The organism is Vibrio sp. TRT 21S02, from assembly GCF_050113675.1.
Lineage (GTDB): Bacteria > Pseudomonadota > Gammaproteobacteria > Enterobacterales > Vibrionaceae > Vibrio.
On record NZ_JBNJOI010000005.1, the window covers coordinates 1 to 19,739 of the forward strand.

General features: G+C 42.4%; 22 protein-coding genes. 4 read left to right on the plus strand and 18 right to left on the minus strand.

Features of this window, described 5'->3' with window-relative positions; genetic code table 11:
• Positions 1–175: 175 nt before the first annotated feature.
• From ACQEXU_RS07800 to ACQEXU_RS07825, 6 genes are all read right to left on the minus strand, one after another.
• A complete protein-coding gene (locus ACQEXU_RS07800; protein ID WP_427010341.1) occupies positions 176–631 on the minus strand; it encodes a hypothetical protein in 456 nt (151 codons plus the stop codon).
• A 270-nt stretch (positions 632–901) separates the two neighbouring features.
• The gene (locus tag ACQEXU_RS07805) at positions 902–1,228 is read right to left on the minus strand and encodes a hypothetical protein (protein ID WP_427010342.1); all 327 of its coding nucleotides are present in this window, start codon (positions 1,226–1,228) and stop codon (positions 902–904) included.
• Between the two features lie 328 nt (positions 1,229–1,556).
• On the minus strand, positions 1,557–2,381 hold the full coding sequence (locus ACQEXU_RS07810) for a TIR domain-containing protein (protein ID WP_427010343.1): 825 nt from the start codon (positions 2,379–2,381) through the stop codon (positions 1,557–1,559).
• Positions 2,382–3,672: 1,291 nt separating this feature from the next.
• Positions 3,673–4,080 (minus strand): bleomycin resistance protein, encoded by a 408-nt coding sequence (locus tag ACQEXU_RS07815; protein WP_215810699.1) that lies wholly within the window; start codon positions 4,078–4,080, stop codon positions 3,673–3,675.
• A gap of 135 nt (positions 4,081–4,215) precedes the next feature.
• Positions 4,216–4,716, minus strand: coding sequence for a GNAT family N-acetyltransferase (locus ACQEXU_RS07820; RefSeq protein ID WP_045597233.1), 501 nt, complete (start codon positions 4,714–4,716; stop codon positions 4,216–4,218).
• Between the two features lie 153 nt (positions 4,717–4,869).
• Complete coding sequence (locus tag ACQEXU_RS07825; protein WP_001900222.1) at positions 4,870–5,277, minus strand: hypothetical protein; 408 nt, start codon at positions 5,275–5,277, stop codon at positions 4,870–4,872.
• Between the two features lie 236 nt (positions 5,278–5,513).
• Here ACQEXU_RS07825 and ACQEXU_RS07830 point away from each other — a divergent pair, with 236 nt between their 5' ends.
• On the plus strand, positions 5,514–6,476 hold the full coding sequence (locus ACQEXU_RS07830) for an integron integrase (protein ID WP_427010344.1): 963 nt from the start codon (positions 5,514–5,516) through the stop codon (positions 6,474–6,476).
• A 56-nt stretch (positions 6,477–6,532) separates the two neighbouring features.
• On the opposite strand, the gene rplT is transcribed toward ACQEXU_RS07830, so the two are convergent.
• From rplT to ACQEXU_RS07865, 7 genes are all read right to left on the minus strand, one after another.
• Positions 6,533–6,886, minus strand: coding sequence for a 50S ribosomal protein L20 (gene rplT / locus ACQEXU_RS07835; protein WP_427010345.1), 354 nt, complete (start codon positions 6,884–6,886; stop codon positions 6,533–6,535).
• A 41-nt stretch (positions 6,887–6,927) separates the two neighbouring features.
• The gene (rpmI, locus tag ACQEXU_RS07840; protein ID WP_004411425.1) at positions 6,928–7,122 is read right to left on the minus strand and encodes a 50S ribosomal protein L35; all 195 of its coding nucleotides are present in this window, start codon (positions 7,120–7,122) and stop codon (positions 6,928–6,930) included.
• A gap of 104 nt (positions 7,123–7,226) precedes the next feature.
• Positions 7,227–7,778: a translation initiation factor IF-3 gene (gene infC, locus ACQEXU_RS07845; protein WP_374144851.1), complete on the minus strand. Its 552-nt coding sequence runs from the start codon at positions 7,776–7,778 to the stop codon at positions 7,227–7,229.
• A gap of 3 nt (positions 7,779–7,781) precedes the next feature.
• Positions 7,782–9,710, minus strand: a complete 1,929-nt coding sequence (gene thrS / locus ACQEXU_RS07850; RefSeq protein WP_367989450.1) for a threonine--tRNA ligase — start codon at positions 9,708–9,710, stop codon at positions 7,782–7,784.
• Positions 9,711–9,991: 281 nt separating this feature from the next.
• Positions 9,992–10,279 (minus strand): type VI secretion system PAAR protein, encoded by a 288-nt coding sequence (locus tag ACQEXU_RS07855; protein WP_367989449.1) that lies wholly within the window; start codon positions 10,277–10,279, stop codon positions 9,992–9,994.
• Positions 10,280–10,439: 160 nt separating this feature from the next.
• The gene (locus tag ACQEXU_RS07860; protein ID WP_427010346.1) at positions 10,440–10,925 is read right to left on the minus strand and encodes a hypothetical protein; all 486 of its coding nucleotides are present in this window, start codon (positions 10,923–10,925) and stop codon (positions 10,440–10,442) included.
• A gap of 23 nt (positions 10,926–10,948) precedes the next feature.
• On the minus strand, positions 10,949–11,461 hold the full coding sequence (locus ACQEXU_RS07865) for a nicotinate-nicotinamide nucleotide adenylyltransferase (RefSeq protein ID WP_427010347.1): 513 nt from the start codon (positions 11,459–11,461) through the stop codon (positions 10,949–10,951).
• A gap of 110 nt (positions 11,462–11,571) precedes the next feature.
• Between ACQEXU_RS07865 and nadE the strand changes: the two genes are divergently transcribed.
• A complete protein-coding gene (gene nadE / locus ACQEXU_RS07870; RefSeq protein WP_427010348.1) occupies positions 11,572–12,399 on the plus strand; it encodes an ammonia-dependent NAD(+) synthetase in 828 nt (275 codons plus the stop codon).
• A 49-nt stretch (positions 12,400–12,448) separates the two neighbouring features.
• Here the strand turns inward: nadE and ACQEXU_RS07875 are convergent, their stop codons facing one another.
• The 5 genes from ACQEXU_RS07875 to ACQEXU_RS07895 all read right to left on the minus strand — a co-directional run bounded on the left by ACQEXU_RS07875 (position 12,449) and on the right by ACQEXU_RS07895 (position 17,559).
• Entirely contained in the window at positions 12,449–13,117 is a 669-nt protein-coding gene (locus tag ACQEXU_RS07875) for a LuxR C-terminal-related transcriptional regulator (RefSeq protein WP_367989445.1), read from the minus strand.
• A 187-nt stretch (positions 13,118–13,304) separates the two neighbouring features.
• Positions 13,305–14,327 (minus strand): trypsin-like serine protease, encoded by a 1,023-nt coding sequence (locus tag ACQEXU_RS07880; protein ID WP_427010349.1) that lies wholly within the window; start codon positions 14,325–14,327, stop codon positions 13,305–13,307.
• A gap of 89 nt (positions 14,328–14,416) precedes the next feature.
• A complete protein-coding gene (locus ACQEXU_RS07885; protein ID WP_427010350.1) occupies positions 14,417–15,454 on the minus strand; it encodes a S1 family peptidase in 1,038 nt (345 codons plus the stop codon).
• 104 nt (positions 15,455–15,558) lie between these two features.
• Positions 15,559–16,677 carry a glycine cleavage system aminomethyltransferase GcvT gene (gene gcvT, locus ACQEXU_RS07890; protein WP_427010351.1) on the minus strand — a complete coding sequence of 373 codons (1,119 nt, stop codon included), beginning with the start codon at positions 16,675–16,677 and terminating at the stop codon, positions 15,559–15,561.
• A 258-nt stretch (positions 16,678–16,935) separates the two neighbouring features.
• The gene (locus ACQEXU_RS07895; protein ID WP_427010352.1) at positions 16,936–17,559 is read right to left on the minus strand and encodes a helix-turn-helix domain-containing protein; all 624 of its coding nucleotides are present in this window, start codon (positions 17,557–17,559) and stop codon (positions 16,936–16,938) included.
• 374 nt (positions 17,560–17,933) lie between these two features.
• Between ACQEXU_RS07895 and ACQEXU_RS07900 the strand changes: the two genes are divergently transcribed.
• Both ACQEXU_RS07900 and gcvH read left to right on the plus strand, forming a co-directional pair.
• Positions 17,934–19,229, plus strand: coding sequence for a serine hydroxymethyltransferase (locus ACQEXU_RS07900; RefSeq protein ID WP_427010353.1), 1,296 nt, complete (start codon positions 17,934–17,936; stop codon positions 19,227–19,229).
• A gap of 39 nt (positions 19,230–19,268) precedes the next feature.
• Positions 19,269–19,649 carry a glycine cleavage system protein GcvH gene (gcvH, locus tag ACQEXU_RS07905; protein WP_367989439.1) on the plus strand — a complete coding sequence of 127 codons (381 nt, stop codon included), beginning with the start codon at positions 19,269–19,271 and terminating at the stop codon, positions 19,647–19,649.
• Positions 19,650–19,739: the final 90 nt, after the last annotated feature.

A 19,739-nucleotide genomic window follows, 5' to 3' on the forward strand; every position in this document is an offset into this window, starting at 1 on the left:
ATACTATTTTTAATCTCTTACTCTTCATTCTTTAATGCTCTAAATTTCATAACGCCGCATTAAGGTGCGAACAACGCCAGACACCTAAACCAAACCACTACACCTTAAACACTGAAACCAAATTTAAACTAAAATCGCCAAGCGTTGTGAGTCACTCTTAAATGCCTTGTTAGGTTTATTGGCAAAGGAGTCTTATGTTTCCTGTATTTTCATCGTATTCATGATTTGGAATAAGCAGTGGCAGTTTTGATAACTCCAAGCCTTTTGATTTTGTTCCCCACTTAATAGGCCGACCTGTCGTGTCATAATAAACTTGATTGTCGTAGTCGATAAAGCCAGACTGCCATCCATCACCAAGGTAACTTAGGTCTTCTGATTCATCGTACCATTCTGGATTAATCAGAGTTACTATCGCTCCATTAACAGGACTGCGGTCCCAAAAAACAAAATATTCTGGAACAACTGAACGCTCTACTGCGGAAACATAATTGAGCGGGTATTTGTCTTTAGGCCACCAAGAAGGGTATCTTTCATCGAAACTATTACCAACTTGTTTTTTCACCTTAGCAATTTCTACCTTACTTCGTCTGTAGACATTGACCCTTAACTCTCCCTGTTGAACTCTTACCATTTGACCTGCTTCTAACCTATTTGATTGAATAACTGTCTCTGAGCAATATTCTGAAATTACGGGATTACTATGCGCGATAAACGCAACAAACGCTCCCGTTAATACTAGTAATCTGTTGATAGCAACTCCTTAAACCTAACGCCGCATTAAGGTGCGAACGACGCTAAAGCACCTAACCTAAACTGCTGCACCTTAAACACTGAAACCAAGTTTAAACTGAGATTGCCAAGCGTTGTGAGTCACTCTTAAATGCTTTGTTATGTTTACTACTTACCTTCTGATTTCGGCATAATTTAACTCTTCATGATTCTTCCAACTAGAGTGACATTCTCCAGTACCATGAACTACTACATCTTTTTGAGCAGCAAACGCTGTTAACAGCGCAGATGTTAATCCTGGTTTATCAGCTGAAGAGAGTACATATGCGCCACTATAAGCACACTTGGATACTTTGGGCTCGATAGTAATGAACATTTTTTCATTTATACCACTACCATAAAAACTTAAGCTAGCTATCTTTCCTATGTTCACAGTATTTGCATAGACAGGTATCGAAAGAAGTGTAGAAAGTACGAATAAACTAATTTTTTGAATCATATAAACCTCAAAATATTTACGTATATGGGTGTTATAACACCCCGCTTAAATTGCAACTAGCCGTAACCCCATAAGTAAACAGAACCAAAAGTAGCGCGTGTTTTTTCTCACGTTGAGTAGCTTGTTACTATGGCGGTTACCAGAGGGACAAAGAACTAAAACCTTTAAGCCATTGAAGTACAAGTAAACATAACGCCCAATTAAGGTGTGAAGCACGCGACCACGACACTCAATTTGACCACCGTAAACACTAAATTTAACCCAAACCAAAAATGCCAAGCGTGCTGAATCACTCTTAAATTGTTTGTTAAACGTACCTTAAAATGAACTAGAAGAACTCTTTTAGGGTATAACCACTAGCTTTAAGCTCTTTAGCTACCTCAGTTTTCCACGCGCCTGCCGCATCAAGAGCTACATATACAACACCACTGATATCATTTGGAGTTTCGATTTCGCCTTTAACGAGAGCACAAACATTTCCTCGATCCAATTTAGCCATTAGGTAACCATGTTCAAAAACAACGTTCTGCCTTGCTCGTTGCTTAGGATGAACTTTTGTCTCATGAATGCCTCGACCATGATCACAAGCCGTATAGAGAACCAAAGCAAACCCGACTTCATCAGCGTAGTGCTCAATTTTTTCAATAATAGTTTTGCCTCCACTTGCTTGCTCATGAAGGATAATTGGAGTTAAACCTACGCTGTCGACAAATCTTGCTACTTCTTGTTTCGCTTCATTATCGCGTCCATGCACGATAAACACTTTGTCTTTCTTAGGTTTTACTTCTGTAACTAGAGATGAACTTTGCGGCATATGCTGTTGAGTCTTAAATGGTGGTTCCGTTGATTTTAAAGTAGGTGTATCGCCAAACTCCAAGAAATTACAAACAGGTGCAAACTCTTCAGAGAGATAAGTACGCCTTTCCGCATAAGTACCAAACTTATTTTTGATGAAGCCCCAAAATGAACCCAGATCTCTGTGGAGCTTCAACCAACCTGGGAGCATTGGTGCTAAAGTGGGATCTTTTAGTAATTCATGACGAAGCTGAATATATTCGGAATTGTCAGCATCTCCACCAGTAGCGTGACTAGTGAGCAAGTTACTTAAGTAACTGACCTTTTCAAAGTCATTCGATAAAAATTCAATACTCATTTCTACAATTTAATTAATGGATAAAAATCTACTTATTATAACCGATAATCTACTCGGTACGTTTAACGCCGCATTAAGGTGCGAACAACGCTAAACACCTAACCTAAACTACTGCACCTTAAACACTAAAGCCAAGTTTAAACTGAAATCGTCAAGCGTTGAGAGTCACTCTTAAATGCTTTGTTAGGCGCTTCACGCAAATAGTTAAAATTGGATTTAGAAAACCACCTTTTGGGAAAAAGAAATACACGTAACCCACTGAATTTGATTAAAACCCAAATACTAAAGCGGCAATTCAGCACATAGAAAGGGAATTAGAAAGACTAACTTTCAGAGCAAAGTTCCAGCTAATAAACGTATTTCGAAGACAGATAAAATTGAAGCGATTTAAGCTAAAGAAACTAACAACAAACCGACTAGAAAACCGAATGAGGCAACCCGTAAACATTGCGATGTTTTACGGGTTGAGTAATTCAAGAACTTGGGAAGATAAAGCTAGATTGCCGATAAACTGGGACAAATAGCCAAAGAGAAATTAGAGATTTGAACCAAGAAATTTCTTACTGCGCCTAACGCCCAATTAAGGGGTGAACAACGCCTCCCCCCCCAAACCTAACGCATTGTGCCATAAACACTAAATTTGAAGTAGAAGCTAAAATGCCAAGCGTTGTGAATCCCTCTTAAATTGCTTGTTATGTTTTACCACAAACACATGATTTACTTGAGAAAGAAATGCTATTTCTAACTGGCTTTCTGAAGAAAACCACAAGGCTTGAACCAACTTGGCCACCAAAAGCGATTAACCTAAAACCTGTAATTCCACTTCCCTGCCCAATGAGGCAACCTGACTAAGTTTCAACAAATGCCCTTTCTTTCCAACCAAAGCGCCAAACAATGCTGAATTGCCGAGGCAACTGCCAAGCCGAAATGCTTATTGGCAAAGAGCCTAAAAGCGACTTTAAGCCAGTTACACCAACAGCCAACCTCCACGACCTGACAATGAAGCAACCCGCGAACATTGGCATGTTTTGCGGGCTGAGAGGTTCAAGAACTTAGACAGACAATGCGGAGTTGCTGAGTCTACTAGGGACGAATTGCCAGAGGGGCAAAGAATCAGAGCCTAAGACCTTTAATCATTTGAAATACAAGTAAACATAACGCCGCATTAAGGGGTGAACAACGCAAACCACCCAAAACTAAGCCATTGTGCCATAAACACTTAAGCTGAACTTTGAGCTGAAACCGCCAAGCGTTGAGAATCCCTCTTAAATGCTTTGTTATGTGAATTTTGTCAACAGACGTCCTGACAGAACCTAAACAAGTACCCGTCTGGTGATTGCACGATAAACTGCTTTTGAACGACGGACTTAGTACCACATTCATACGATTTAGATTCGAGCGCTAGATAAATTGACTCATTAGATTTCGAACACACTTCACGATATAAGCGTTCAATGTCATTAACGTCCCACTGAAAGTTCATACCACGGCCCAGCGGGAATTCTGGATTACCAGTGATCCACTTACGACTTTGACTGGATAAGCCTTCTAACATTAAATCGACGCCATCGAGTGTTAAGTATACAAACTGTTCTTCTGGCCTTTCGTATTTGATGGCAAAACCAAGAATATCTGTGAAGAAAGCCTTACTTACATTTATATCGAAACAATACAATTCTGGAACTACTCGTAATGTCATGATTTTCCCTATTCACATAACGCCGCGTTAAGTGGTGAACAACGCGACCACCGTACCTAAACTATTGTGCCGTAACCACTAAAGTTAATTCAAACCAAAACTGCCAAGCGTTGTGAATCCGTCTTAAACGCTTTGTTATATGCGTGTTTGAGTAGAGAGAGTAACCAAGTCATCACTGTCGTACAAACGTTCTGCGGATTCTTGCATACCAAGCTTGCGGAGTAGTTTTTCTGATGCCAGATTTTCTATTACCGCTACTCCATAAACTTCAGACACAAAACCCGATTCCAAGGTGAAATTTAGGACTGCCTTTGAAGCTTCAAAAGCGTAGCCTTTACCTTGATATTGAGGTAGTAATGCATACCTGATATCTGAAAAACTCGAGTCCGGAACTAACTCAACGCCAGCATAACCGATTTTTTGAGATGGCTTACTCTTTAACGCAACAATGAAAGTACCATAGCCTTTCGACCAGTGAGCCACTTTGCTTGGTACGTAATTCTGAATGTACTCCAAGCTAAAAGGCTTTCCACCCGGTAAATATCTTGTCGTTTCAGCGCAAGTCAGAAGTTTTGTATAAATATCAGAATCTTCTGGGGTTACAGGGCTAAGTATTAGCCTTTCAGTCTCAATCATCGAATTATCCATTTCCTCTAGAGCATATAACGCTGCGTTAAGGGGTGAATGCCGCCTAAAACAACCTTCCGCAGACCACTTTCACCACCAAAAACCACCGCATACCAAGAATGCCACGCGGCATGAATCCCTCTTGAACGCCTTGTTATGTAGCTAGTCAGCGCCACCAAAATCAAGAAAGTTTACTCCACCGGAACTATCTAAAGTCGTGTTCGTAACACTACATTTAGGTGCTGAATTTACCTCTGCATATAACAGATAGCTTTCAAAAGAAGGAACTTCCGACACGTTAAATAAGATCTCTCCAACAGACTTTTGAAACTCTAACAAGTCGCCTAAGTCTTCTTGTAACTCGATAGCCAACTCTTTGCTGTAAGGCAACAACATGCCATAAGAAACTGACTTATAGAACTGGTCATCACTGCGCTTAATCTCACTCAATGCCCAACTAATTTCCTGAAACGAATAGACGAGCTTTTTCCCAAACTTAGCACACAGTTTAGGAGCTACATCTTTAGCGACTGACTGAACATAAGACTTTTTATTCAAAAAGTTAAGCACACCGTATCTCCTTGCTACATAACGCTTTCTATACTACAAAAAGTCTCTTTTCACTCTGACTATCATGTAGCTTTTCCTGTAAGAGTACATATGACTAATTTCACATAACCGAATGAAAAGTTGTGATTTATATGTATTAGAAAGCTTATTTTCACTTCAACTTATACGACTAAAAGTCTCTTAGTTATTTCAAATAGCTTAAAGTTAAATGACTGGATAAATAAACAGGCATTTATATGAAAAGTCAGTTCTTATTGAATGTGAAAGAATACATGCATACACGCCATTACTCTCCACGCACTATTGATGCATATCTTATATGGATACAGAAGTATATCGTATTTCATCATATGACTCATCCTTCGGAGCTTGGAGATAAAGATGTTGAGAAATTTCTATCTCACCTTGCAATGAATGGTAAAGTTGCAGCCAAAACGCAATCTTTAGCGCTAAATGCAATTCACTTTTTATATCGCGAATACTTTAGAACACCTTTAAATACAGAGCTAAAATTCCAAAAGTCATTAGTAGACCGAAAATTACCAGTAGTTCTTACTAAAGAAGAAATGCGGCGTTTTGTTCTACATATTAATCCGAAATACAAACTACAAATAATGCTGCTATATGGCTCAGGCCTACGTTTAATGGAATGTGTAAGGCTACGGGTACATGATATAGATTATCACTATGGTGCAATACGAATATGGCAAGGGAAAGGCGGTAAGAACAGAACGGTCACGCTAGCGAAAGAACTTCATCCTATGCTAAAAGAATATGAAGCACTTGCAAGAAGATACTACGATAAAGATATGAACTCAAAAGGTTATGGTGGAACCTGGGTAAAAGAATCACTTCGAAGAAAATATCCAGGATGCGAATTTGAATTTGGTTGGCACTATATTTTCCCGTCGTCTAGAACGAGCATTGATCCTGAATCAAATCTTGAACGCAGACAGCATATTAATGAAGCAGTGCTACAGCGTTCTGTCAAAGCGGCAGCTCGTAACGCTGAGATAGAAAAAAATGTGTCGTGCCATACATTACGCCATAGCTTTGCTACTCATCTTCTAGAGTCAGGCGCTGATATTAGGACTGTCCAAGAGCAGTTGGGCCATAGTGATGTAAAAACCACCCAAATTTACACTCATGTCTTAGAGCGTGGTGCGAGTGGGGTAACTAGTCCTCTTTCTAATTTATAAAGACAAAAAAGGAGAGCCGAAGCTCTCCTTTCCTTAATCCTAATAACTAACTCTAATTAAAGAGCAGCTTTCGCTTTTTCAACTAGAGCTGCGAATGCAGCTTTGTCGAATACCGCGATGTCAGCAAGGATCTTACGGTCGATCTCGATAGATGCTTTCTTAAGACCGTTAATGAAACGGCTGTAAGATAGACCATTTTGACGAGATGCAGCGTTGATACGTGCAATCCATAGTTGACGGAATTGACGTTTCTTGTTGCGACGGTCACGGTAAGCGTATTGACCAGCTTTAGTAACTGCTTGGAAAGCTACGCGGTAAACACGTGAACGTGCTCCGTAGTAACCTTTAGCTTGTTTTAGAACTTTCTTATGACGTGCACGAGCTTGTACACCACGTTTTACGCGAGGCATTATGCTTCTCCTAAACTAAACGATTAATAAACTAAAAAGAATTATGCGTATGGTAGCATACGAGCAACTGCAGCCACTTCACACTTAGGAAGGATTGCATTTGGACGTAGCTGACGCTTGTTCTTAGTAGTACGCTTAGTCAGGATGTGACGTTTAGTAGCGTGCTTAAACTTAATACCACCAGCAGTTTTCTTAAAACGCTTAGCAGCACCTTTGTTGGTTTTCATCTTAGGCATGATGAATAACTCCGCATTGTTGAGTTGTATTAACAATAGTAATTAGGGCGAACAAACCCAGCTACCTTACGGCAGCTGAGTTTCATTACTTGCAAAGCCGTTAATTACTTCTTTTTAGGGGCAAGAACCATGATCATCTGACGACCTTCGATCTTCTTAGGGAAAGATTCCACTACTGCTAAATCAACAGTGTCTTCCTTAAGACGATTTAAAACGTCAACACCGATGTCTTGGTGTGCCATTTCTCGGCCACGGAAGCGAATTGTTACCTTCACTTTGTTGCCTTCTTCAAGGAAACGCGTCAGGTTGCGTAGTTTTACCTGATAGTCTCCAATATCAGTTCCAGGACGGAATTTTACTTCCTTAATCTGGATCTGCTTTTGCTTCTTCTTCTGCTCTTTAGCAGCTTTGCTCTTCTCAAAGAGGAATTTACCGTAGTCCATCACACGGCATACTGGTGGCTCAGCGTTTGGACTGATTTCTACCAGATCCATACCCGCTTCTTCAGCTGCTGCTACTGCTTCTTGGATTGATACAACACCAACTGATTCACCGTCTGCGCCTGTTAAACGAACTTCACGAACGCCACGAATTTCACCGTTTAAACGATGAGCATTTTGCTTGGCCGGTTGTTGGCCGCGTCTTCCGCCTTTAATAGCTTATTCCTCCAGATTGAGCTTACGGCTAGCGATCTCGTCTTGGATGTATGAAATAAAGTCATCCACTTTAAACTTGCCGAGATCTTTGCCTTTACGAGTACGTACTGCAATTTCGCCTGCTTCCATCTCTTGGTCGCCACAAACAAGCATATACGGTACACGCTTCAAAGTATGTTCGCGGATTTTAAAGCCAATCTTCTCATTTCTCAAGTCCGCTTTAGCTCTAATTCCACATTTTTGTAGTTTTTGTGCCACTTCCTGAACATAATCTGATTGCTTGTCAGTAATATTCATGATTACCGCCTGCTCTGGCGACAACCAAGTTGGGAAGAAGCCGTAGTATTCTTCGATCAGAATTCCGATGAAACGCTCTAGTGAACCTAAGATTGCACGGTGAATCATCACTGGCACTTGGCGTTCGTTATTCTCATCTACGTAAGTAGCACCTAGACGCCCCGGAAGGTTAAAGTCTAGCTGAACAGTACCACATTGCCATGCACGGTCTAAACAGTCGTATAGCGTGAATTCAATCTTAGGACCGTAAAACGCACCTTCGCCCTCTTGGATCTCGTATGGAATATCCATCGATTCCAAAGACAGTTTTAATGCTTCTTCAGATTGATCCCAGATTTCGTCGGAACCTACTCGCTTTTCAGGACGCGTAGACAGTTTCACTACGATGTTAGAGAAGCCAAAAGTTTGATATGTATCGTAAACCATCTTAATACAACCAGTGACTTCATCTTGGATTTGGCTCTCAGTACAGAAGATGTGTGCATCATCCTGTGTAAAGCCACGTACACGCATAATGCCGTGTAGTGCACCTGATGGCTCGTTACGGTGACATGAACCGAATTCAGCCATACGTAGCGGTAGGTCACGGTACGATTTTAGACCTTGGTTGAAGATCTGTACGTGACCCGGACAGTTCATAGGCTTGATTGCGTATTCACGGTTCTCAGAAGACGTTGTGAACATCGCATCTGCGTATTTGTCCCAGTGACCCGAACGTTCCCAAAGAACGCGATCCATCATTAATGGACCTTTTACTTCTTGATAATCGTATTCTGTCAGTTTTTGACGTACGAATACTTCTAAGTCACGGAAGATAGACCAGCCATTATGGTGCCAGAACACCATTCCTGGTGCTTCTTGTTGCATGTGGAATAGGTCTAGCTGCTTACCAATTTTACGGTGGTCACGCTTCGCTGCTTCTTCAAGGCGAGTTAAATGCGCTTTCAGCGCTTTCTTGTCGTGGAATGCTGTGCCGTAGATACGTTGAAGCATCTTGTTGTCACTGTTACCACGCCAGTAAGCACCCGCTACATTAAGTAGCGTGAAGTGCTGACAGAAACCCATATGTGGAACGTGTGGGCCACGACACATATCGATGTATTCTTCATGATGGTAAAGACCAGGGCGATCGTCGCGAGCGACGTTCTCGTCTAGGATTTCCATCTTGTATGTTTCACCGCGCGCTTCAAATGCGTCGCGTGCTTCCTGCCAGCTAACCTTTTTCTTGATAACTTGGTACTTAGTCTTCGCAAGCTCTTTCATACGCTTCTCAATCTTCTCAAGATCTTCTTGCGTTAGAGAGTGCTCTAAGTCGATATCGTAGTAGAAACCGTTGTCGATTGTAGGACCAATCGCCATTTTCGCTTCAGGGAAAAGCTGCTTGATCGCATGACCAAGAAGGTGAGCACATGAGTGGCGTACGATTTCCAGACCATCAACTTCATCTTTCACTGTGATGATTTCAAGGCTTGCATCGTGTTCAATCAGATCACACGCATCAACACGATCGCCATTTACACGACCAGCGATGGTTGCTTTCGCAAGACCCGGACCGATAGATTGAGCGACTTCAAGAGTAGAAACTGGGTTGTCAAATTGACGCTGACTGCCGTCAGGAAGAGTAATAATAGGCATTATATTTCCTTTACAGTGGTGTTGCACACCAAGCAACACATGCATTGAAAGTAAATCTTTGTTTTTCAACCAATTACGAGGTTAAAAGGTAAAAATTTAAAACGAATTCGGTTACTGTTCAGCACAAATACGGATGTACCTTCCAGCAAACATCCGAGCATTCTAAACAAATCGGCCCAAATGACAACTTGTTTCTCTTTAGATTAATGTCAGGATTTTGATATTCAAAAACAAAAAATGGGAGGTGATACCTCCCACATTGGTTGTACTTTATTAAAGTATTATGAGCCGACATTAACTGTGGCGCTACCAATCGTAACTCCGCCACAATCGACACTTCCACCCGTAATTGCCGCCGCCTTCCCGTTGATTTTCACAGTACCAGAACCTGATGCGATACTTCTGCCATGAGGTGGATGTTTGGGTTTATCATGTGGTGCAAGAGGATCACCAACCCGAGCTGCTGGTACAGAGTCGAACTTTACATCTGGAGAACCCGCCGTCACGGGTGTTGGCGGAAAGCCATCATGATCTGTGCCTATATCACCAACCTTAACACCTTTACCCATTGTTCGTCCCTATCTGCTATCGAAATGATTCGTTGCAATGATTCAATTTTCACGCCATAAATTTCTGTTAGAAATCGAGAGACTCACAGCGAGGCAGGCAATGCTCTGCATTGAGCTAAGCAATATATTGCCTCGCTGGCAATATATTGCTCACAAAGACTTAAAATGGTAATTCCACCTGCATCATCATGTCGCCATCAAGCTTATCATGCCACCGATAGTCTAATCGGAGTCGTGGTTCTCCAATGCGCCGTTCACCAAATCCTAGACTAAACTGCAGCCCATGATTCATAATCCACTCTTGAGTGGTCATTGAGTTAAAACGCTCTTCCAACTGAGATGGCATCCAAACCCCAATACCAAAATAGCTATGAGCAAGACTTTGGGTGATCAGCGGATCTGTTTCGGTCTTCAGTACCCAACCAGACCAATAACTTGTATCAGGTTTAGGTTGTTCGTTAGCAATTTCAGCAATTGAATCAATTTTATCTACTGTGTATTCAACACCCTCAAGTAACGAAAAACACACACCATTTGGGGAATGAAACATGACAGACTCACGTTCACCATTCACTTGATACAACTCACAACTCAAGGAGGGAAATGAAACAAAACAAATACTTAAGCCGATATGAAACCGATTCATTGATACCCCTTCAGGCACATCTATCAATAATATTTTGAATCGACCAATATACGTTGAACATTTAACGTGGTGAGGTGAGAAATATCTTCCCCATTGTGTAAAGCAAGGCGAATATCAGTACTGCGTATCGCTACTCTCTCTGGACAAGCTAACACATTCCAACGCTTGGTGATTTCCTCAGCTTTGTAAAACTTACTGAAGCTGAAAAAATTGTCTGGTCCAAGGACAAAAGTAATGTCAGCATCTGGAAAATTCTTTTGCAGTCGTTCTAAAACTGCGTAGGTGGTCACGCTCTGTCCGGGTATAAACAACTCTTCTTCAACCGTTGAACGTACAACCTGTGGCATAGAGAGATCAACAATGAATGCATCAACCAGTTCACAGCGCCTGTCATAATCCAACATTTCTTTACCCCATGCATGTGAGATACTTGGGATAAGTTGTATTTGATCAAAGTGACTTAGCGATTCGATCACGCTTTTATGTCCTAAACTTGGCGGGTTAAATGCACTACCAAAAACCGCTATTTTGAGCATTTTATTTCCTTTCATTATTGATTTACCGCTTCACAGTTTTCTAATCTGCTCATTACGGTATGATACCACCATCAAATCTTGAAATAACAATGCTGCAGGAAGGAAATCTCATGGAACAGCAGATCCGCGATGAAATGCGCGTATTACCTTCAATTGATCCACACTTCGAAATTTCTCGTCGTGTTGACTTTATCAAACAAAAGCTCACGCAAGCAGGCTGCAAATCATTAGTACTTGGTATCAGTGGGGGTGTCGACTCTACCACCTGCGGTCGCTTAGCCCAGTTAGCAATCAACCAATTGAATGAAGACACTGGCGGTGGCTATCAGTTTATTGCGGTTCGCCTACCCTATGGTGAACAAAAAGACGAAGATGAAGCTCAGCTTGCGCTCAGTTTCATTCAACCAACACATTCCGTCTCTGTGAATATCAAGGCAGGTGTAGACGGTTTGCATGCAGCATCTCATGTCGCACTCACAGATACTCCCCTTCTACCGCAAGACCAAAGTAAGATCGACTTTGTGAAAGGGAATGTGAAAGCTCGCGCACGTATGATCGCACAATATGAAATTGCGGGATATGTAGGCGGCCTTGTATTAGGCACTGATCATTCAGCGGAAAACATCACGGGTTTTTATACCAAGTTTGGTGACGGCGCATGCGATCTTGCCCCTCTGTTTGGTTTAAATAAACGTCAAGTCCGCGAAGTAGCAGCAACATTAGGTGCTCCCGAGCAACTCGTTAAAAAAGTTCCTACGGCTGATTTAGAAGAGCTTGATCCGCAAAAAGCAGACGAAGATGCACTAAACCTTACCTACGAACAGATCGATGACTTCTTAGAAGGTAAACCTGTTTCAGAAGACGTCACTCAACGATTGGTTGCAATTTACAAAGCAACACAACATAAGCGTCAACCCATTCCAACGATTTACGACTAGAGAGCTAACTCGTTAGTCGCAAAAAAGGGAGCTTGCGCTCCCTTTTCATTTAAACACGTTCTTCCAGTGCAATGTTATTGTTCGCCCACAACAGTGCTTGTAAACGGTTCTTCGCATTAATCTTCTTGAAGATATTGTGAAGGTGCGTTTTCACTGTGTTTTCGCTCACAAACAGTTCATCGGCAATCTGAAGGTTTGATGCACCGTGACCAAGCAAGCGAATGATTTCTTTCTCTCGCTTAGTCAAGTTTGCGTAAACCTGTGATGTCGTTACTGTATTTGCACAACGGAAATGTTCAATATAGTCCTGTGCTACCTTACGTGATAGCCACATTTCATCCTGCATGATCTTTTCCATGCCTTTCAGAAGCAGAGAAATATCGTCATCCACGTAGAAAACACCAACCAGATTGCGCCATTTAAACAGGTTGGTAGAAGGCACGTCTTTCGGGCAGTTGATTACAATCTCTTTAGCAGTATTACCACCTGCCACTTTAGCTTGATTGTACACATCGAAGTTAGAATCATCGAGGTAGTAGTAATCAATTAGAATGTAATCAGCCAGCATCGAATTTGGATCTTCAGCCTGAGCAAGCTCAGTGACCGATACGATATTTACACTGAGCTGAATCCCCTTCTCTAAGGAGTCTTTAAACAGCTTTGACTGCATGCTGACATCGGACAACAGGGTTAAATGATGAGTCGCGTTAATTGTCATGATAAAACTCTCCAGCTCAACTTTATGCGTAACATAAAACTATCGTTTAGATACGATTAGTCAACATAGCCCGCGAATTGCTACGCAAAATAAAAATGTGAAATACATTTTATATCAATTATTTAGAGTTTGTATCTTAATTTTGAGATTTTACTCAATTGTCCAAAGCTGGCGAATTTTATAGCATTTATCCTCTTATATAAATCTTAGTTTGCTCATTTGTTCGCCATAAAAAGCAGAAAAATAGCCCAAACAACCACCACAAATTTATACTTCCCCCACCACCGCCACTTTGTTCTGTTACCGTTTCGGATTCAACCGCGTTACCACTTGAATTTTCTATCAAAGTTCGTCGGCCATTTACGGTCTGCACATAGTATTTGGGTGATTCCAATCCTGTAATAACGCGATTAATCCAGTTTTGATAATCATAGATTTCAGTAAAAACGGATGAGATGGGTTCACTGGTGTCACCACACAAAGTCGGTCCAAAGCTAGTGATCCCTATTTGTATGTATTGACTACCGTTGTACCAATACACTGGCCCGCCAGAATCACCGGAACAGGTAGAGTTCTGATACCCATTTGAGACGGCTCCTGAGAAACAAACCTGTGAACTTGTAAGGTTCGCGCCATAATAACTAGCACATGCGCTGTTGCTGACAAAAGTCAGTGTCGTTTCAAGAAGTTGCGTCCCTCCGGCTGTGTTACCGTTCTCCAGTCCATGACCAATGGCTTTATAGTCTCCACCACTGGGATAGACATCATTGGTAGTGGTGTTTAATAGCGAGGAATAATCTGAAACGCTGAGTGGAGTTTCTACTTTAATAATAGCGATATCATCTGGCCAAAGCGCCGTACTCGAGTCGACATAAGTGTCTGGGTAATAAAATTCAGATGCGCGAGCTTGTTGATTAGAAAGGAAGTTTTCTTCATCTTCGAGTTGCGGGGTTACAACGGTATAAAGCATTAAGTTGCTATCACCATAAATACAGTGTGCCGCTGTTAATGCGTAATTCGCATTGATCATTGTGGCGCCGCAATAGCTGGATGAACTGTAAACCGAGTTATTGCGATAGAAGAGGCTAGCAAAAGAAGGATAGTTAACAATATTCGCCGTATTGCCATTTACAATATAAGGTTCCACTTCTAACGCATTGACAGAATTAGATAAAAGTAGAAGCGAAATTAGAGATAAACACCGTTTCATGACCCCTTCTCCCTGACGCTTGTCGTTAAACTTAAGTTTAGTTTAATCTGCTCAAGCAGGTTGGAAAGGGGTCAAATGTGAGAGCTAAGTCAGCTTGAATAACGACCTTTTCGTGTAACAAGACCTAAAAGTGCTAACAGTGATAGCCAACCTAATGTACCGCCACCTGATTCCTGTGAGGATACCGTTGTATTAGCTTCTGATGCGGAGATGAATGTGATTTTTCCATATTGATCGATGTGAGCTTGCCGCTCAGCATCCGTCGCTGTCATGGATGGTGATTCAGAACCATTAAGCACTCGATTGATCCAACTTGCATAGTCAGTTATTTCTGTAAACACGGAGGTAACTGGACCCGTCCCGCAATTTTTTGGACCAAAACTGGTAATGCCAACTTGATAAAGGATACCACCATCACTCCAATACACTGGCCCTCCCGAATCTCCGTTACACGTTGAGTTACTGAGATTGGTATCGTTGTCAAAAGCGCCAGAGAAACAGATCTGCTTATCGGTTATCTTCGTGTCACCGTTAACAAAAGCAGATTGGCAAGTTGAATTATCAACAGCATCTAAGTTTGTCTGCAACAACCTGTCATCAAGATCATGTCCAGTGACTGTATTACCGTGCCCTACCGCGGTAAAGGTACCCCCTAGATGACGATAATCTTCATTACTTGCACGATTCACCGAAATGCCAAGGTTCAGACTCGTTTCCAGCTTGAGAATTGCAATATCATTCGGATAAAGCTCGACACTCGAATCAATGTAGCTGGATGGGTAGAAAATCTGACTGACACGATGTCTTTGTATGTAACCCGCGGATGGGAAATCGGATTCATTTTGCAACTGAGGAACAACCACCGTAAACAATCTGGCAGCTTCATCGTCATATACACAGTGAGCAGCCGTTAAAATATGGTTATCATCCAATATCGTTCCACCGCAATAACTGTCTGGGTAGAATTTATTATCAAATTCTGCAGAATCAAAAAACAGTGAAGCCGTTGCGGGAAAATTTACAACATCGGCTTGCGAGCCATTAACAATGTAAGGCTCAACATTCGTAGCCGAAGCCAGTGAAGAAACAGAACAAGCTATCCCTATCAATGCGGTAAGCTTATACATACCACTATCCTTCTTATTTTCGAGATCTTATAACTTTATCGAAAAATGAAAAAAAGAAAACCTCCCGAAGGAGGTTTCAACATTAAGATTCATTAAATCTAGCGCTAGCCACGGTAGTAACGCTGTGGAACAAAAGGCATTTTTTCAACGGTCATAGGGAGTAATTTTCCGCGAACTTCTGCAAAAAGCTCAGTACCGATAACCGCAAGGTTCGAATTCACATATGCCATTGAAACGGGTTTTCCTGCATTTGGTCCGGCCGTACCGCTGGTTACCACACCAATTTTGTTGTTCTCTGCATCAAATAACTCCGTACCTTCACGAACCGGTGCTTTGGTTTGGCCAACTAAGCCAACACGCTTACGCGCGACATCTTTAGTCTCGATTTGCTTGAGAATAATGTCTGCGCCAGGGAAGCCCCCTTCACGCTCGCCACCAGCACGACGAACCTTCTGAATACCCCAGAGTAAACTCGCTTCAACCGGCGTTGTTGTTGTATCCAGATCGTGCCCGTACAAACACAAACCGCATTCTAAACGAAGAGAATCACGAGCCCCCAAACCAATCCACTCGACTTCATCTTCTGATGTAAGCTGGTTCGCGAGTTCAGCAGCATGAGTACTTGGTACAGAAATCTCGTATCCATCTTCACCGGTATAGCCACTGCGGCTGACAATGCATTCCACACCGAGGATATTCAGCTTCTTCACATCCATAAACAGCATATCAGCAACATCGGAAGCAAAGCGTTTTAGTACATCAACGGCTTTTGGTCCTTGCAGTGCGAGTAATGCACGGTCTTCAATCACTTCTAATGTCACATCTGACGGCAAATGCGCTTTCAAATGGCTAATATCTTGTTCTTTGCACGCCGCATTAACCACAACAAACAAATGATCACCAAGGTTTGCCACCATGAGATCATCCATGATGCCACCTTCGTCATTTGTGAAAAACGCGTAACGTTGGTTACCTTGTGGTAGATCGATAATATCGACTGGCACTAATGACTCAAGAAATGCCGCCGCACCCTCACCATGCAATCGCAATTGCCCCATATGAGAAACATCAAATAGCCCCGCAGAATCACGAGTATGTAAGTGCTCTTTCTTTACACCAAGTTTGTATTGAACTGGCATGTCATAACCAGCAAACGGAACCATCTTTGCACCCGCTTCAACATGCAGCGTATGCAGTGGTGTTTTCAGTAATTCTTGAGTCATTGTTGTCTCCATTTGTTCAGGTCCGTTTTCCTTATCAGGAAACCTTGTTTCCAATAATAAACAAGAGTGGAGAAAATTTGCACCATTTACAAGTTTAGAACAAGAGAAAATGTGATGATTAACGTTTTGATCACATTCAAAGAAGCAAAAAGAAGCGCCGATTAACAACTCCAGTTGTTGAATCGACGCCATTTTACTTATCTATCCGCCAAAAGCAAACGTTTGCTTTTATTATTGGAAATTTAATAAAAATGTTCTTTATTTAGCCGTCACCCACAAAATATGGGCATCTTCTTCACTGACCGAGACCAACATATGCCCCATATTTGCGTCATAGTAGACGCTGTCACCTTCACTCATACGAACGGGTTCATAAAACTCGGAATAGAACGTGACTTCCCCAGAGATGATCAACAAAAATTCTTCGCCATCGTGTCTTACCCAGTCTTTGTATTCATCAAAGCTACGCGAGCGCACTCGGCTTTTAAACGGCATCATCTTCTTGTTGGAAAGTTCTGTAGCGAGCAGTTCATGTTCATAAGTCTGAGTTGGATGCGGCTTTCCAAGCCCGGAACGAGTGATATCCCGGCGCCCTGTTGCAACCTTTGTCCTTGGTGGCTCAAAGAGTTGTGGCATATCAATTTGCAATCCAAGCGCCAGTTTCTGCATTGCCTGAAAAGTAGGTGATATTTGTTCATTCTCAATTTTACTTAAGGTGGAACGTGCCAGCCCTGTTCTTTGGCTCGCCTCTTCAAGCGTAATACCTAACTTGCCACGGATATCCTTTATCCGCTGACCTAACTTTAAAGGCTCAATGGTTTGCTCTTGTGATTCTTTTGCTAATTGCAGGGACGGATATTCATCGTAGATATCTTCCGGCATAGATCCCTCATTTATTTTGCTTACTTCCTGTCTGGTTTCATTGTGCATGAAGCCCACAGTAGAAAAAAGGTTAGACGACGAAATAAAGCGTGCTCTCGATAACAAAAAAAGAAAACATGTTTCCTATAGGAAATTTTTTATTGATTAATACACAATCAACCGTTATGTTACCGACTTGTTAGATTGAGAGATGCTGTTACCGCGCGAACGTGGGTTGGAGCTCACAACACTTCGCCGGGTTTTGTCCCGATTGTTGGGAATGGATTTCACGCTGATCTGCTTGTACGGATTAGCAGAATAGAGAACTGACGAGTAAAGACGACAAGTTGAAATAAACCACATTTACTCGGCGGCTAAATGGAAGGTCATCTACCATGAACAAAACGTACCAAAACCACAGCCTTGAAAACTTTTTTTCAACCAATTTGTCTGCCATGGATGATGCCGTTTTTGCCGGTATTCAAGCAGAAAACACACGTCAAAATGAACAAATTGAGCTTATCGCTTCAGAAAACATTGTTTCTAAAGCGGTAATGCAAGCGCAAGGCACATGCCTGACCAACAAATACGCTGAAGGTTACCCAGGTCGCCGTTACTATGGTGGTTGTGAGCACGTTGATACAGTGGAAGCCATTGCTATCGAGCGTGCTAAGAAACTTTTCAATTGTGAATACGCAAACGTTCAACCACACTCAGGCGCACAAGCAAACGGTGCCGTGAAACTGGCACTGCTTCAACCGGGCGACACCATTCTTGGTATGTCTCTCGATGCGGGTGGTCACCTCACACACGGCGCACGCCCTGCACTTTCTGGTAAATGGTTTAACGCCGTTCAATATGGCGTCGACCGTGAAACGCTAGAAATCAACTACGAAGACGTTCGTGAGCTAGCACTTGAGCACCAACCTAAAATGATCATCGCAGGTGGTAGTGCTATTCCACGTACTATCGACTTCGCAAAATTCCGTGAAATCGCAGACGAAGTCAACGCGATTCTTATGGTCGATATGGCGCACATCGCCGGCCTTATCGCAACAGGCGCGCATCCTAGCCCGCTTCCTCACGCACATGTTGTGACAACCACAACACATAAAACATTGCGCGGCCCTCGTGGCGGTATGATCTTGACCAACCACGAAGACATCATCAAGAAAATCAACTCAGCAGTATTCCCCGGCTTGCAAGGTGGCCCACTGATGCACGTCATCGCAGCAAAAGCTGTCGCTTTTGGTGAAGCTTTGGGACCAGAGTTCAGCAGTTATATCGATTCAGTGATCGACAACGCAAAAGTTCTTGCTCAAGTATTGCAAACTCGCGGTTGTGACATTGTGACTGGCGGAACCGATACGCATTTAATGCTGGTTGACCTAAGGCCAAAAGGGCTCAAAGGCAATAAAGCAGAAGAAGCGCTTGAGCGTGCTGGGATCACATGTAACAAAAATGGCATCCCATTTGATACAGAGAAGCCTATGATTACATCGGGCATCCGTTTAGGGACGCCTGCGGGTACAAGCCGCGGCTTTGGCGCTGAAGAATTTAGACTCATCGGTAACTGGATTGGCGATGTACTGGATGGATTAGTTGAAAATCCTGAAGGAAACGCAGCAGTCGAACAACGCGTTCGCAAAGAAGTAAAAGCGCTGTGTCATCGTTTTCCACTTTACCAATAAATAATTTTAAATCTTTACAGACATTTTGGAGATTAAGCAATGGACAACACACTGAAGTTTGCAGATAGCCACGAATGGGTACGTGACAATGGTGACGGCACCGTAACGATTGGTATTTCTGAACACGCTCAGGAAATGCTTGGCGATGTGGTTTTCGTTGACCTACCAGACGTGGAAGACGAAATCGAAGCAGGCGACAGTTTCTCACTCGTTGAGTCTGTGAAAGCAGCTTCCGATATCTACGCACCAATCACAGGTGAAGTGGTAGAAATCAACGAAGAGTTGGAAGATAGCCCAGAGCTAATCAACGAAGAACCGTATGAAGGCGGCTGGATTGTAAAGGTGAAGATGTCTGACCCATCTGAGCTTGGCAACCTAAAAGACGCCGAAGAATACCTAAACTCGATCGAAGACGAGTAAACCAGAAACCCAAAAGCTGCCCTTGATGAACCTATCTCGGGCAGCTTTTTTCTAAGGTTCGGATGTATAATTAAATTTATCAGTTACCCG